Annotated in this window: 12 protein-coding genes and 1 pseudogene; 12 read left to right on the forward strand and 1 reads right to left on the reverse strand. The window is 40.7% G+C overall.

Annotated elements, in window-relative coordinates; genetic code table 11:
- The first annotated feature begins 22 nt into the window (after positions 1–22).
- The 12 genes from purM (at position 23) to groL (ending at position 13,482) form a co-directional block, all read left to right on the forward strand.
- Entirely contained in the window at positions 23–1,069 is a 1,047-nt protein-coding gene (gene purM / locus FZC40_RS02775) for a phosphoribosylformylglycinamidine cyclo-ligase (protein ID WP_148602411.1), read from the forward strand.
- Positions 1,060–1,692: a phosphoribosylglycinamide formyltransferase gene (purN, locus tag FZC40_RS02780; RefSeq protein WP_148602412.1), complete on the forward strand. Its 633-nt coding sequence runs from the start codon at positions 1,060–1,062 to the stop codon at positions 1,690–1,692. The genes purM and purN overlap by 10 nt, the downstream gene beginning before the upstream one ends.
- 70 nt (positions 1,693–1,762) lie before the next feature.
- The gene (gene purH / locus FZC40_RS02785; protein ID WP_148602413.1) at positions 1,763–3,295 is read left to right on the forward strand and encodes a bifunctional phosphoribosylaminoimidazolecarboxamide formyltransferase/IMP cyclohydrolase; all 1,533 of its coding nucleotides are present in this window, start codon (positions 1,763–1,765) and stop codon (positions 3,293–3,295) included.
- A 64-nt stretch (positions 3,296–3,359) separates the two neighbouring features.
- Positions 3,360–4,616, forward strand: a complete 1,257-nt coding sequence (gene purD / locus FZC40_RS02790; protein ID WP_148602414.1) for a phosphoribosylamine--glycine ligase — start codon at positions 3,360–3,362, stop codon at positions 4,614–4,616.
- A gap of 271 nt (positions 4,617–4,887) precedes the next feature.
- Complete coding sequence (gene proC / locus FZC40_RS02795; protein WP_148602415.1) at positions 4,888–5,697, forward strand: pyrroline-5-carboxylate reductase; 810 nt, start codon at positions 4,888–4,890, stop codon at positions 5,695–5,697.
- A gap of 115 nt (positions 5,698–5,812) precedes the next feature.
- The gene (locus FZC40_RS02800) at positions 5,813–8,404 is read left to right on the forward strand and encodes a beta-glucosidase (RefSeq protein WP_148602416.1); all 2,592 of its coding nucleotides are present in this window, start codon (positions 5,813–5,815) and stop codon (positions 8,402–8,404) included.
- Positions 8,405–8,426: 22 nt separating this feature from the next.
- Positions 8,427–9,113: a tRNA (adenosine(37)-N6)-threonylcarbamoyltransferase complex dimerization subunit type 1 TsaB gene (gene tsaB / locus FZC40_RS02805; RefSeq protein WP_148602417.1), complete on the forward strand. Its 687-nt coding sequence runs from the start codon at positions 8,427–8,429 to the stop codon at positions 9,111–9,113.
- On the forward strand, positions 9,110–9,559 hold the full coding sequence (rimI, locus tag FZC40_RS02810; RefSeq protein ID WP_148602418.1) for a ribosomal protein S18-alanine N-acetyltransferase: 450 nt from the start codon (positions 9,110–9,112) through the stop codon (positions 9,557–9,559). The genes tsaB and rimI overlap by 4 nt, the downstream gene beginning before the upstream one ends.
- The gene (locus tag FZC40_RS02815) at positions 9,549–10,268 is read left to right on the forward strand and encodes a TIGR01906 family membrane protein (protein WP_243135730.1); all 720 of its coding nucleotides are present in this window, start codon (positions 9,549–9,551) and stop codon (positions 10,266–10,268) included. Before rimI ends, FZC40_RS02815 begins: the two co-directional genes overlap by 11 nt.
- Positions 10,269–10,310: 42 nt before the next feature.
- Positions 10,311–11,321: a tRNA (adenosine(37)-N6)-threonylcarbamoyltransferase complex transferase subunit TsaD gene (gene tsaD, locus FZC40_RS02820; RefSeq protein WP_148602420.1), complete on the forward strand. Its 1,011-nt coding sequence runs from the start codon at positions 10,311–10,313 to the stop codon at positions 11,319–11,321.
- 210 nt (positions 11,322–11,531) lie between these two features.
- Complete coding sequence (gene groES, locus FZC40_RS02825; RefSeq protein WP_148602421.1) at positions 11,532–11,816, forward strand: co-chaperone GroES; 285 nt, start codon at positions 11,532–11,534, stop codon at positions 11,814–11,816.
- A gap of 37 nt (positions 11,817–11,853) precedes the next feature.
- Entirely contained in the window at positions 11,854–13,482 is a 1,629-nt protein-coding gene (gene groL / locus FZC40_RS02830) for a chaperonin GroEL (protein ID WP_148602422.1), read from the forward strand.
- A 177-nt stretch (positions 13,483–13,659) separates the two neighbouring features.
- Here the strand turns inward: groL and FZC40_RS17730 are convergent.
- Positions 13,660–13,850, reverse strand: a pseudogene (locus tag FZC40_RS17730) (transposase); the annotation flags it as partial.

Here is a 13,850-nt window from a genome sequence, read left to right on the forward strand (position 1 = left end):
ATACAAATTGATGGAGGAAATGATGTCAGATAATCAAATAAAAACAGATGCTTATAGAAAAGCCGGAGTAGATGTGGAAGCAGGCTATCAGTCTGTCAAGCTCATGAAGGCAGATGTACAGCGAACTTTTAATGCTCAGGTGCTGTCCCACTTAGGTGGATTTGGAGGCTTGTTCGAATTACCGGAAGGTTATAAAAAACCGGTATTGGTGTCCGGAACCGATGGTGTTGGCACCAAGTTAAAACTTGCATTTATGATGGATCAGCATGATACCATTGGAATTGATTGTGTGGCAATGTGTGTGAATGACATTTTATGTCAGGGAGCACAGCCGCTTTTCTTTTTAGATTACATCGCCTGCGGCAAAAATTTCCCGGAAAAAATTGCTACAATCGTTAAAGGCATCAGTGAAGGCTGTATTCAGGGAAACATGGCGCTAATTGGCGGAGAAACCGCTGAAATGCCGGATATGTACGATTTGGATGAATATGATTTGGCCGGCTTTGCTGTCGGCATCGTTGAAAAGGATGATATTGTCACTGGTGCAGCTATTTCTGAAGGTGATGTTCTGGTTGGATTGCCTTCCTCTGGGGTTCACAGCAATGGCTTTTCATTGGTTCGAAAAGTTCTATTTAAAGATCTATTCATGGATGAGACCACTTATGTAGAAGACTTGGGCATGACCCTCGGTGAGGCTTTGTTAACACCAACCCGCATCTATGTAAAGGCCTTATCTGATTTAATTAAACCATGTGGGGTCAAGGGCATGAGCCATATTACCGGCGGCGGTTTCTACGAAAATATTCCGCGTATGATTCCTGATGGGCTTTGTGCGAAAGTTGATACAAACGTCATCCAATCTCTGCCAATTTTTGATTTTATTCAGGAAGCCGGAAAAATTCCCGCCGAAAGTATGTATGCCACTTTTAATATGGGGATCGGTCTGGTAGCGGTTTTACCTGCAGACACGGTCAATGATTTTATATCCGGCCTGGAAAAGAAGGGTGAAAAACCGGTTATTCTTGGTTCTATTATTAAGGGAGAGGAAAAAATCGATTTATGGCTGTAAAACCTTTAAAAAAAATAGCTGTTCTGATATCAGGCGGTGGCACCAATTTTCAGTCGCTCATTGATTCCATTCATCAAAAATATGGCGAGATCGTTGTAGTGATTTCCAACAATCGTCAGGCCTTTGGTTTGAAACGGGGAGAAGCCGCAGGAATTCCAGCTGTTGCTTTAAACTCCAAAGGTTATCCAACCAACGAGGATTTTGATCAGAAAATCGTTGAGATATTAAAAGGCTATGAGGTTGAGCTGGTTGTTTTGGCGGGCTATATGAAAATTGTGACTCCAGATTTTGTTAAAGCTTATCCAAATGCCATCATCAACATCCATCCGGCTCTGATACCTTCCTTTTGCGGAGAAGGCTTTTATGGAATGCTTGTCCATCAGGCCGTTATTGATTACGGAGTGAAAGTTACCGGTGCAACGGTACATTTTGTGAATGAAATAGCTGATGGCGGCCCCATCATTGCGCAGGAAACCGTAAAGGTAGCCGATGATGACACACCGGAATCCATTCAGAAGAAAGTATTAAAGATCGAACACACCCTTTTGACGGCAGTGGTGAAAGCTTTATGCCGGGATGAACTGGTAATTGAAAGGCGGACGGTCAAAAAACGATTGATTTAAAAGTATTTAGGGAACTAAAAAATAGAAGAATGGTAAACTTCTTAGAGTTATATAATATTTGGAGGAAAAAATGAGAGCATTATTGAGTGTATCCGATAAAAACGGGATTGTAGAATTCGCACAGAAATTGGCTGACATGGGCTGGGAAATCCTGTCAACCGGGGGGACCGCAAAAACTTTGAGAGAAGCGGGACTTTCAATCATCGGAGTTTCGGAAGTCACTGGATTTCCAGAATGTCTGGATGGCCGGGTAAAAACGCTTCATCCTAAAATTCACGGAGGAATTCTTGGAATCCGAAATAATCCCAGTCATCAAAAGCAAATGAAAGATTTAGATATTACGCCAATTGATTTGCTCGTCATCAATCTTTACCCTTTTAAAAACACCATTTTAAAAGAGGGGGTTGTATTTGAAGAGGCCATTGAAAACATTGATATCGGCGGACCGACCATGCTTCGTTCAGCGGCGAAAAATTTCAACGATGTTACAGTGGTTGTGGATCCAGACGATTATGCCATTGTTTTATCTGAACTGGAAGCGGACGGAAAAACTACTTTTGAAACCCGATACAATCTTGCACTTAAGGTTTTTGAAACAACTTCTAATTACGATACGATGATTGCAGATTATTTGAAAAAAAGAGTGGCAGGCGAAGTTTTAAATGACACCATTACCATGACTTTTGAAAAAGTTCAAGACATGCGTTACGGTGAGAACCCTCACCAGAAGGCAGCTTTTTATGGCGAAGTTGTTCTGGTAAAAGGGGCTTTGACTTCGGCAAAACAACTGCAGGGAAAAGAACTTTCATACAATAATATCAATGATACAAACGGTGCTTTGGAAATTTTAAAAGAATATGGAAATGAGGAACCGACTATTGTAGCGGTGAAACATGCCAATCCATGTGGGATCGCGAGTGATCCCGAAATTGCTGTAGCCTACCAGAAAGCTTATGAAAGCGATCCAGTTTCCATCTATGGCGGAATCATCGCTTCTAATCGGGTAATCGATGAAACAACAGCAAAGCAAATGGTTGAAATCTTTCTGGAGATTATTGTTGCCCCTGGTTTCTCAAAAGAAGCCCTGAAAATTTTAGCGGCTAAAAAAAATCTGCGATTATTGGAACTTGAAGAGATCACCTACAGCGAACCAGGCTATGAAATGAAAAAAGTTTTGGGTGGTTTGCTGGTACAGGAACGCGACACTCAATTATACGAAGAACTAAAAGTAGTGACTAATCGGAAACCGACGCCAGAAGAAATGGAAGACCTTTTATTTGCATGGAAGGCTGTTAAAAATACGAAATCCAACGCCATCAGTATAACCAAGGAAAAATGCCTGATTGGTAATGGACCGGGACAGGTAAACCGTATTGGAGCATTGGAAATTGCCATTGGCCAGGCTGGAGATAAAGTAAAAGGATCAGTCATGGGATCAGATGCATTCTTCCCATATGACGATTGTGTCAAAGCTGCCGCAGCGGCAGGAATCACGGCTATTATTCAGCCCGGCGGAGCAGGCCGAGATGAAGATTCGATCAAGGCTTGTGATGTAGCTGGAATTGCGATGATCTTTACTGGCATGCGCCATTTTAAACACTAATTATTTCACATCTTTTAATAGCAAAATGACAGAATCCAAAATTCATATAAGCAGGGAGAAATAGATGAAAATATTGATGATAGGATCCGGCGGTCGGGAGCATGTGCTGACCTGGAAAATAGCTCAAAGTCCCCGAGTCGATAAAATATACGCTGCCCCGGGGAACGGTGGAATGGCAGAATTGGCAGAATGCGTGGATTTATCCGTCGAAGATATTCCCGGTTGTCTGGCTTTTGCAAAAGAACATGACATCGATCTGACCGTTGTGGGTCCGGAAGTTCCGTTGGTTTTAGGCATGGTGGATGCGTTTAAAGCGGAAGGTCTGAAAGCTTTTGGACCCAACAAACAATGTGCTCAATTTGAAGGAAGCAAAGCTTTTACCAAAGAATTTCTTTTCAGACACAATATTCCAACGGCGGCATATAAAGAATATAGCGATTATGATGAAATCATCAAAGATCTGGGCATCTATGGTTATCCAATGGTCATCAAAGCCGATGGTCTGGCTGCTGGCAAAGGTGTTCTGATTGTCGAAAATGAGCAGGATGCCCGAGACGGTATGGAAATGATCATGAAAAAGAAAGAGTTTGGAGAAGCCGGAGACAAGGTGGTCATTGAAGAATTTCTCACCGGCCAGGAAGCTTCGATGTTGTGCTTTGTAGACGGGAAAACGATTGTTCCGATGGAAAGCGCACAGGATTACAAACGAGCTTTTGATAACGATGAGGGTTTAAACACTGGCGGCATGGGGACCTATTCTCCCAACGTTTTATTTTCAGACTCAGACCTGAACAAACGGATTAAAGCAGAAATCTTGGATCCCATTATCAACGGTCTGATTGCCGATGATATGGATTTTAAAGGAATTTTGTTCATTGGTTTGATGATCGAAAACGGCGTGCCCAAAGTGCTGGAGTTCAATGTGCGATTTGGTGATCCCGAAGCGCAAAGTGTGCTGATGCGAATGGAATCTGATTTGGTGGATATCATGGAAGCCGTGATTGATGGAGAACTAAAAGATTGCAACATTAAATGGAGCAAAAAGGAAGCCGTTACGGTCGTCATTGCCTCTGGCGGATACCCCGGATTCTATGAAAAAGGAAAAGTCATTACTGGAATAAATAACGTTAAGAATTGTATCGTTTTTCATGCTGGTACAAAATTGGTGAATGGCAAGCTTCTGACCAATGGAGGTCGTGTGCTTTGCATCACCGCGCTAAGCGAAACCCGTGAAGCAGCCCGAAAAACAGTTTATGACAATATTGGCAAGATTCACTTTGAGGGGGCACAATACCGTACGGATATTGCAAAATTCAATTAGATATTAGGTAAATATTGGCAAATTATACTGACAATTGTTACACTGCGTTGATTGCTTTAAGGTGAACAGGCCTTGCCGGTACGATCTTGGCGAACCCAACCAAATAATTGATGTATGATACTTTATTGATAAATCAACCCATTAATTTGAAAAATTAATGGGTTTTTGCATTTTAGATTTGCGTTGACTCATATTAAAGTCTAGAATAGACGTATACAGATAAAATAATCATTTAAATCGTTTTAATGGATTTAATGGAATTGGAGTAATAATGAAAAATACAATAGGTTTTATAGGTTGCGGAAACATGGCAAAAGCCATGATGGGTGGTTTGACTAAAAGTGAGTTGTTTAAACCTGAAAATATTTTGTGCTTTGACCCATCAGAGGCATCAAGAATCCAGGTAGCGGAAAGTTTTGGGGTTACTGTCCTGGGATCCAATATGAAAGTGGCAGAAAAAGCGGATTATTTGGTTCTGGCGGTAAAACCATTTCTATATTATAAAGTATTGGAAGAAATTGCAAAAAGTGTTAAACCTACAGTGGTCATTATTTCCATTGCCGTTGGTATCGGTTTTGGAGATATTAAAGAGCTGTTGGGAAAGGATATAAAAGTATGCAGAACTCAGCCCAGTACGCCGGCTTTTGTTGGCGAATCGGATTCAACCATTTGCCCGGATAATCATATGACGACTGAAGACATTGAAGATGTTATCGCGATTTTTAATAGCTTTGGAAAAACGGAAATCATCAGTGAGAAACTAATGGAAGTGGTTCCTGGAATCGCCAGCTCAGCTCCAGCCTATGTTATGATTTTTATCGAAGCAATGGCAGATGCAGGAGTGCTTCATGGTTTTCCGAGAGATCAGGCCTATCGTTTGGCAGCTCAAGCAGTATACGGTTCGGCCAAGCTTGTCCTTGAATCGGGAGAGCATCCTGCTAAATTAAAAGATCAAGTTTGTACGCCGGGGGGAACGACGATTGAGGCCGTTCGTGTTTTAGAAGCAAAAGGCTTCAGAGACGCAGTTATTTCTGCCGTAGATGCCTGTGCCCTTAAGTCATTGGCGATGGGTAAAAAATAATATAGTGGGTAAATATTATAAAAAATGATCATCGAATAAAACCCTGAATTAATTGTTTAAAAAAATGATTAAAGATATTAAACAATCCGATGGTTAATCCACTAAGGAGATTATTATGGATGAAGGGTTAATAAAAAAAATTAGAAGAAACATGAGTCTGGAAGAAATGGTATCCCTCTGCTCAGGTAATACCGCATGGGAGACCTTAAGTTACCCCCAATATGGTATTGAACCGGTAATGATGGCTGATGGACCTCACGGCATGCGGGTTGAGGAAGGCAGTGGTAGTATTGGCGTTGCCGAGGGAAAACCGGCGACCTGTTTTCCGCCAGCAGTGCTCACGGCCTGCTCCTGGGATGAAGGACTTCTTGAATTTGTAGGAAAAACCATTGCCCTCGAAGCGAGAGCTCTGGGAGTCGATTTGATCCTGGGACCGGGTATTAATGTCAAACGTTCGCCTTTGTGCGGACGTAATTTTGAATATTTTTCAGAAGATCCACTACTCTCTGGCCGATTGGGGACTAGTTTTATTCTTGGTGCTAAAAGTCACGGAGTAGGATGCACAGTCAAACACTATCTGGCCAACAGTCAGGAAACCCGTCGGATGACCATTGATGAAAAGATCGATATTCGTGCTTTAAGGGAAATATATCTGAAACCATTTGAGATTGCCGTAAAAGAAGGCGAACCGATGGCGGTGATGAGCTCTTACAATAGCATCAATGGAAAATTTGTGTCTCAAAGCCGTTATTTCTTAACAAGGGTACTCCGTGATGAATGGGGATTTGACGGTATTGTCATTTCCGACTGGAATGCATCGTTTGATCGGGTTAAAGAGGTTATGGCCGGCATGGATTTGGAAATGCCTGGCAATGGTGGCATTAACAATCGGAAGATCTTTGATCGCATTAAAGAAGGAAAATTAAAAGTAAGTCTTCTAAATGAAATGGTGGAGCGTCTCATTCGCTTTTCTTTTCTTGCAAAGGAGAATAGAAGAAGCTTTCCGTCACCCACGGAGATTGAACCGAAAGGACATCATCAAATCGCTAAATTGGTGGCTCTTGAAAGCATGGTATTATTGAAAAATGATGACAACATTCTACCAATCGATCGAAACAAAATAAAGAAACTGGCGGTGATCGGCAGTATGGCTTTTGATCCCCGGTATCAGGGAAGCGGCAGCTCAAAAATCAATCCCTATCATATTGATACACCCTATGAACATATTAAAATACTAGCAGGTGACGACATTCAAATTCTGCCGCATCAGGGATATATTCACGATGAAGTGGTTGAGCAGATCCATTTAGAAGAACAGGCAGTGGAGTTGGCAAAAAATTCCCAGTTAACGCTTTTATTTGTGGGATTGCCAGATCATGATGAATCAGAAGGGTATGACCGGGCCCATTTGAACCTTCCTAAAAAGCAGATTTCATTGATCAATAAGATTTGCAAAGTCCAGCCAGAAACAGTGGTCATTGTTCAAAATGGTGGTGTTGTTGATATGAATTGGGAAAACGGTCCCAAAGCTATTGTTGAAATGTTCTTAGGTGGTCAGGCAGGCGGAGACGCCATTGCCGATCTTCTGTTCGGGGAAAACAATTTCTGTGGAAAACTAGCGGAAACCATTCCCATGAAACTGGAAGATACGCCAGCTTATATCAATTTCCCGGGAATCCAGGATGAAGTTGTTTTTGGAGAAAGTATTTTTGTGGGGTATCGTTACTATGATTACACTAAAAAGAAGGTTCGTTTCCCCTTTGGTTATGGGCAGAGTTATACGACTTTTAAGTATGAGAAAATTGAACAAGGGCCTTTAGTTTTAGATGCTGATGGTTCCGTTCTTGTGAAATGCCGTATTACCAATACAGGAAAAATGAACGGCAAGGAAATTGTTCAGCTATATACCGGCAATACTCATTCCCAAATCACTCGGCCGTTAAAAGAACTGCGAGGGTTTAAAAAAGTGTTTATCCCAGCGGGTCAATCCGTTGAGATAAGCTTTAACGTTGATCTGAATGATTTTATGTTTTATAATCCAACCACAAAGCGATGGGAACACGAATCAGGAACACACGAAATTTATATCGGTGCTTCCAGCCGGGATTTGCCCGTCGTTTATCCAGTGGAAATCACTCAGAAGTTGATTCATCCCATTAATCAATTTTCATATATAGGTGATTTTGAAAAAACAGACCGTGGACAGACAATCTTAAAGATCCTACTTGCAGGTTTCGAAGAAATCATGGGTGCTGGGCAAGACATGGACGATGCCTTCCTGATTGCTACGCTGGAAAATACCCCTTTGAGAAAAATCGTTGAATATTCCCGAGGGATTTTTACAGAAGAAAGCATTAAAAAAATTATCAGCCTTGTTAATTCTGATGCATCACTGGAAGGCCTGACTTTTGAGATGTTGGTTGACGGCAAAGAAAAGAAGAAAGGTTTTTTCGAAAATCTCTTTGGCGGAAATAAGGATGAGAAAATCGGCATTCATTCAAAAATAAGAGATCTTGTCGATGATGAAGATGCGATGGTCATTCTCCGAAAATACTTTGATGACGAAACCTTTGAAAGTGACTATCTGCAAATGGCCATTAAAATGGGCGTTTGCCTTGATAAAGCCCAAAAGTTGTTGCCTGAAGACTTTTTCTCAGATGAAATGCTGAAAGAAATTGACAAGGAATTGAAAGAAATGGCAAAATAAATAACAAAAAAAGGATATCTAAATGAATACACTCACCATAGATACATCTAGCATTGTGGCTTCTGTTGCCATACTCAATGAAGAAAAACTCATTGGGGAAATGATTATTAATCATCAAAAAAAACATTCGGAAAAACTCATGATCTCGGTCGATCATTTACTAACTGATGGAGGTCTTTCAATTAAAGACATTGATGTTTTTGGCATTGTTTCCGGTCCCGGATCTTTTACCGGACTTCGCATCGGAATGGCAACAATCAAGGGGTTTGCCCAGGCACTGAATAAACCAGTGGTGGGGGTTTCAACCCTTGAAGGTCTAGCCATGAATATTCCATTTGCAAATGGTCTTGTCTGCCCGATTTTAGATGCTCAACGAAATCAAACCTATACCGGAGCATTCCATTTCGAAGGCGGGCATTTAGTACGGGATACGGAAGATTCAGTAATGGAAATTGATGTTCTCTTAGAATTTCTAAAAAATCGGGAGGAACCCATCTATTTTTTAGGGGATGGATTGCCCCGATTTTCAGAAACACTACTAAAAGCTTGCCCAACCGGGGTAAGTGTTCCCAATTATCTCAATATGAACCGAGCTTCATCCGCAGCAGCGCTTGTTTTAGAACGGGCATTAAAAGGGAAAGTAAGCCATTATCGAGAGATCGAACCGGTTTACATTCGTCCATCCTATGCTGAGGAACACAAGAAATGATCAGCTATCGGTTGATGAAACCCCAGGATACGCCTGGGGTTTTTAGGGTGGATCAAGACTGCTTTATCCATAATTGGAGCCTGGAATCTTATCAGAATGAGACGGAAAATATTTTGTCAAATTATATTGTGGCAGAGTTGGAGGGGGAAATTGTCGGTTTTGGCGGATTTTGGCTGGTAATAGATGAAGCGCATATCACAAATATTGGTGTTCTGGAAAAATATCGTCATTGCGGTATTGGCGACAGTATTATAAAAGAAATGCTGTCGCACGCCTGCCAGAACGGGTGTGTGGGAATGACGCTTGAAGTAAGTACGGATAATGATCCGGCTATTAAATTTTATGAAAAAAATGGCTTTGAAAAAGAAGGAATTCGAAAAAACTATTATGGTAATGGAATAGATGGTTTTATCATGTGGAGGCACAACCTTGAATATGAAAAATAATAATAAGTGGATTGCCATTATTTCGGTCATACTTGGAATTATATTTCCATTTATTATTTTCGTGACGGCTGTTGAAGGCGCCGTATTTGACAAAACATTTTTCATGCAGCAAATGCAAGCGAACGATGTAGTAGAAAATACCGGAATTTATCCTGATGATATGAAGCTGGTGGTTGATGAAATACTTTCGTTTCTAAAAGGAGACCGTGCTGATTTCGATATTCAGGCTCGTCTGACACAGAAAAATCCCCAACAGGAATTGGCGTACGTTTCTATTTTTAATGAGAAAGAAATCACCCATATGGTGGATGTAAGAAATCTTTTCCAGTTCTTCCTAGCACTTCGGGACATTGCACTTGCAGCTGCACTCATTTTATTTGTGGTATTATTGGAAAAAGATCCGGCAGCGATAATCAAATCGTTTTTTTACGGATCCGCTATTTATCTGGGAATTTTCATCATCATTGGAGGTTGTTTTATTTTTAATTTTGATGCATCGTTCACCCTTTTTCATCAATTGTTTTTCTCCAACAATTTATGGTTAATGGATCCGGCAACGGATCGGATAATTTGGATTGTACCGGAACCCTTCTTTTTTAACCTGATCTCCCGAATGGTGATCTACACACTCGTCCCCTTAGGTGTGACGACTGTTATGACAGGAACAGTTCTTTATTGGAAACGAAATAAAAATAGATTATATTTGTAAAGACAAGATATATAAAAGTAAATTTAAATAACTGAGGTAAACATGAAAATTCTTAGCATTGAGACATCCTGTGATGAGACATCTGTAGCCATTGTTGAAGATGGCCGCAAAATACTAACCAATCGGATTTATTCGCAAATTGATATTCACAAAAAATATGGCGGCGTTGTTCCTGAAATCGCATCCCGAAATCATATTACCAAACTACCCTATATTATTGAAGATGCGTTAGAAGAAACTAAAATGAGACTAGAAGATGTCGATGCCATTGGTGTGACAAACGGTCCGGGATTAATTGGCGCTTTACTGGTAGGGCTGTCAGAAGCAAAAGCCATCGCTTACAGTCTGGACAAGCCTCTCATCGGAGTTCATCATATTGAAGGGCACATTGCAGCAAATTTTCTGCAATATCCTGAATTAGAACCGCCATTTCTAACGTTGGTGGTTTCTGGCGGTCACAGCCATTTGGTTTTAGTTGAGGATTATCAGACCTTTAAAGTCCTTGGCCGAACGATCGATGATGCGGCAGGGGAAGCCTTTGACAAAATTTCAAGAGTATTGGGCTTTGGGTATCCCGGGGGGCCGGCTATTGATTGTGCGGCAAAGAAAGGCAATCCGGAGGCGATTGCCTTCCCAAGGGTGTTTTTAGATAAAAAGGAATATAATTTTAGCTTTAGTGGACTGAAATCCTCGGTTCTGAATTATATCAACAGTAAGAAAATGAAAAACGAACCCATTGTTGTGAATGATGTCGCCGCTTCCTTTCAAATAGCTGTGGTTGAAGTTTTGGTAAAAAAGACCATTGCCTGTGCTAAAGGCATTCATATGAATAAAATCTGCATGGCTGGCGGGGTATCCTGCAACAGCTTGCTGAGACAGATGATGACAGATGCAGCGAAGGAAGAAGGGTTGTCTCTTTATTACCCGGATCCAATTTTATGCACGGATAATGCCGCCATGATTGGGTCGATGGCTTATTATAATTTTATCAACGGTGCCGTAAGTGACTTAAGCCTTAACGGCATACCGGGGCTGAAAATAGGAACCCGTTAAAAAATGGAGTGCGTTTTATATAAAGAGAGCAACTAACTCTTTAAAGTTTAAAACAATCTTAAAAAAAGCTAAAGATGTGTAAAAAGAAAAAAAACATCTTGCAATCATCCTAAGAATCATTTAAAATACTATTAGCACTCAGGAAGAATGAGTGCTAATAACTAAAATAAAAGGTACGTGGTACCCAAATATAATCAATGGAGGAAAAAAATGAGTTTAAGACCATTAGGTGACAAAGTAGTTATTAAAGTTAAAGCTGAAGAAGAAAAAACCGTCGGTGGAATTCTTTTACCAGGTTCTGCACAGGAAAAACCACAACAAGGTAAAGTTATTGCAGTTGGAACTGGCGAAATTGTAGATGGCAAAAAAGTGCCATTGGATGTAAAAGTAGATGATGAAGTCATCTATTCAAAATATTCAGGCAGCGAAGTTAAAATTGGGGAAGACGAATATTTAATCATTCGTCAAGCTGATATTTTAGCAATCGTAGAATAATCAAAAATAAATCAAAAAAATTAGGAGGACAATAAACATGGCTAAAGAGATTAGATTTCGTGAAGATGCCAGAGCAGCATTAATTACTGGTGTAGATAAACTAGCAGATACCGTCAAAGTGACATTAGGACCAAAAGGAAGAAATGTTATTTTGAGTAAATCATATGGATCACCAACAATCACTAACGATGGTGTGACCATTGCAAAAGAAATTGAGTTGGAAGATGCATTTGAAAATATGGGTGCTCAACTTGTTAAAGAAGTTGCCACTAAAACAAATGACGTAGCAGGAGATGGTACAACTACCGCAACTTTATTGGCGCAGGCAATTGTTCGAGAAGGTAACCGAAATGTTGTTGCCGGTGCAAACCCAATGGTTCTAAAAAAGGGAATTGAAAAAGCCGTTGTTGCAGTTGTTGAAGAACTGAAAGCCAACAGCAAAAAGATTGAAAGCAAAGAAGCTATTGCACAAGTTGCATCTATTTCTGCAGCAGATCCTGAAATTGGAAAACTTATTTCTGAAGCAATGGATAGAGTTGGCGATGACGGCGTCATTACTGTTGAAGAAGGAAAAGGAATGGGAACCGAATTAGAATTTACCGAAGGTATGCAATTTGATCGTGGCTATTTATCCGCTTACATGGTAACTGACACTGAAAAAATGGTTGCGGTACTAGATAATCCATATATCCTAATCACCGACAAAAAAATATCGAATATTCAGGAAATTTTACCAATTTTAGAACAAATTGTTCAAACTGGCGGGAAACTCCTTATCATTGCAGAAGACGTTGAAGGAGAAGCATTGGCAACTTTGGTTGTTAATAAATTACGGGGAACCTTTAACTGTGTGGCTGTTAAAGCACCAGGCTTTGGCGATCGCAGAAAATCAATGTTAGCTGATATCGCAACCTTAACAGGTGGGGAAGTTATTTCTGATGAATTAGGATTAGAATTAAAATCTGTTACTATTGAACAATTAGGTCGTGCTCGTCAGGTTAAAATTGACAAAGACGACACCATTATTGTTGAAGGCGCTGGAAATAAAGAAGCTATTGATGAAAGAATTCGCCAAATTAAAGCTCAGATTCCTGAAACTTCTTCTGATTATGATCGTGAAAAATTACAGGAACGTTTAGCGAAATTATCCGGTGGTGTTGCTGTCATCCAAGTTGGTGCGGCGACAGAAACTGAATTAAAAGAAATCAAATACCGTATTGAAGATGCCTTAAACGCGACAAGAGCAGCTGTTGAAGAAGGGGTTGTATCTGGTGGCGGTACTGCTTATATTAATGCGATTCCTAAAGTTGATGCATTAATCGAAACCCTTGAGGGGGATGAAAAAACTGGCGCTTACATTATCCGTAGAGCGATCGAAGAACCGATGCGACAAATTGCTGAAAATGCTGGTTTAGAAGGTTCTGTTATCGTTTCTCAGATGGCAGGGAAACCAGTTGGTGTTGGTTATGATGCAGCTAAAAACGAATATGTTGATATGTTTAAAGCTGGAATTATTGACCCAACCAAGGTTACTCGTTCGGCGATTCAAAATGCAGCAAGCGTTTCTGCAATGTTCTTAACAACTGAAGTAGCAGTTGCTGATCTTCCAAGCGAAGATATGCCAGGTATGCCTGGTGGAATGGGTGGCGGAATGCCAATGATGTAAGCTTTTAGCTACATTATTTTACATTGATAAAGGCAGCCTCAGAGATGAGGCTGCCTCAGAGCGAAGACAAACCCGATTACAAGCAAACAAAGCTGTGATCGGGTTTTTATATTGCTGCCGGAAAATGAAAAAATAGGAAAAACGTGAAGGTAATACAAAACGGATTCGTTTCCGGTACAGCAGATTTGCCAGCTTTTTCATATTCAGGCATGCCAAAGTTAGCCCGATCTGCATGGCAACTCGGGCCTTCCCGACATACTGTGTATAGCGCATCCCGTGATGTTCCTTGGCCGTGCCAAAGACTCGTTCGATGGTTTCTTTACGCAGTTGGTATTCTTCTTTGCGTCCGATTGTGTGCCGGATTTCTT

The organism is Acetobacterium tundrae (assembly GCF_008086615.1).
GTDB lineage: Bacteria > Bacillota > Clostridia > Eubacteriales > Eubacteriaceae > Acetobacterium > Acetobacterium tundrae.

Excerpts from the sequence above, each read along its gene's own strand:
- FZC40_RS02800 (WP_148602416.1), top strand. The coding sequence starts at position 5,813 with ATGGATGAAGGGTTAATAAAAAAAATTAGAAGAAACATGAGTCTGGAA.
- tsaD (WP_148602420.1), top strand. The coding sequence starts at position 10,311 with ATGAAAATTCTTAGCATTGAGACATCCTGTGATGAGACATCTGTAGCC.
- rimI (WP_148602418.1), top strand. The coding sequence starts at position 9,110 with ATGATCAGCTATCGGTTGATGAAACCCCAGGATACGCCTGGGGTTTTT.
- tsaB (WP_148602417.1), top strand. The coding sequence starts at position 8,427 with ATGAATACACTCACCATAGATACATCTAGCATTGTGGCTTCTGTTGCC.
- purM (WP_148602411.1), top strand. The coding sequence starts at position 23 with ATGTCAGATAATCAAATAAAAACAGATGCTTATAGAAAAGCCGGAGTA.
- purN (WP_148602412.1), top strand. The coding sequence starts at position 1,060 with ATGGCTGTAAAACCTTTAAAAAAAATAGCTGTTCTGATATCAGGCGGT.
- groES (WP_148602421.1), top strand. The coding sequence starts at position 11,532 with ATGAGTTTAAGACCATTAGGTGACAAAGTAGTTATTAAAGTTAAAGCT.
- groL (WP_148602422.1), top strand. The coding sequence starts at position 11,854 with ATGGCTAAAGAGATTAGATTTCGTGAAGATGCCAGAGCAGCATTAATT.
- proC (WP_148602415.1), top strand. The coding sequence starts at position 4,888 with ATGAAAAATACAATAGGTTTTATAGGTTGCGGAAACATGGCAAAAGCC.
- purD (WP_148602414.1), top strand. The coding sequence starts at position 3,360 with ATGAAAATATTGATGATAGGATCCGGCGGTCGGGAGCATGTGCTGACC.
- purH (WP_148602413.1), top strand. The coding sequence starts at position 1,763 with ATGAGAGCATTATTGAGTGTATCCGATAAAAACGGGATTGTAGAATTC.
- FZC40_RS02815 (WP_243135730.1), top strand. The coding sequence starts at position 9,549 with ATGAAAAATAATAATAAGTGGATTGCCATTATTTCGGTCATACTTGGA.